This window comes from uncultured Campylobacter sp. (assembly GCF_938018035.1).
GTDB lineage: Bacteria > Campylobacterota > Campylobacteria > Campylobacterales > Campylobacteraceae > Campylobacter_B.
The window spans coordinates 1-1,089 of the sequence record NZ_CALIJF010000022.1 but is presented as its reverse complement, the minus strand read 5'-3'; the positions used below and the strand labels follow the sequence as shown (position 1 = coordinate 1,089).

General features: G+C 33.7%; 1 protein-coding gene. It reads right to left on the bottom strand.

The window, feature by feature from the left end:
* Positions 1–655: hypothetical protein (locus tag Q0257_RS00670; protein WP_298020270.1), on the bottom strand; the 655-nt coding region annotated here is incomplete at its 3' end.
* Between the last annotated feature and the right edge of the window lie 434 nt (positions 656–1,089).

Here is a 1,089-nt window from a genome sequence, read left to right as displayed (position 1 = left end):
ATACATAACCTAGTACTTTTTTTATGCCAAGTCCTTTATTATTTTTTACTTTAAACATATTGAGCAAATATTTATTATAAGCTTGTCTTATATCTAATATGCCATTTGTCTTATCGGGAAATAGAAGTACATTTGCAGTATTTGTCGGTTTTTGATCATCGCTATATAGCAAATAGGTAAGGTCCTTGTATCTTGTTATAAAAGTACTGGGCATCTCTATTGATGGATTATAAAGAATATTGAAAAATTTTTCTTTTCCTAAATCCTCAGAGTAATTTTTGCTATAATTTGGATTAATTTTAGGCTTTTCCAATCTCGGATTCACATCATCGCTAAGGTATATAAAAAATTTTTCCTTCTTCTTATCGTATATTAACAGCCATCCACTCGAAGGGATTTCTGTTCCAGAGCCTCCTTTGTATGCGAGCATAGATAATAAAATAAATTCTACTATGCTGCTTTTACCGCTTCCGTTGGATCCTATTAGGGCATTTGCTTTTATATTATCGGGGAAAATATCGATGTGGTTTAGATTTTCGTCTATAATTAGTTCATTCTTCTCGCAATCGTATTTGCATTTAAATTTCGAACCTAAGTTGAAGCCTTGTTTTTCAATATTTTTGTGCTTTTCTATCCAAAGATATATTAACTCCATCTTATTACCCCTAAGTATAAGTTTATTGCTTTTATTAAATTATAATTTTTTAATAAATAATATGGCTGTCGATTTAGTATAGATAAATTTAAACTCTCGACAAATATTTTTTTGCCCTAGTATCGCGTGCATTTGCTCGTCATTGCCTACTATCGTTCTTAAGTTCGGTAAAATAGTTGATTACTATCAAGCAAAGCCTTTAAATTTATCAAATTTAACGTACGGTAGGGCGAGCTGCGCGCTTGCCCTTGCGCTATCGGCGTTAAATTCTATAAAATTTAATGCACGGCATCGGATTTTTAAAATTTACTGCCTTTTTTGCACTTTAACTTTCGGAGCGGTTTTTGCGCCTTGCGCTTTTGCCTGCGGACGCTCGATAATGCGGATATTGGCGTTTGAGCGGAGCCTGTCGTTGAACTCGGTGATCGCCTTTT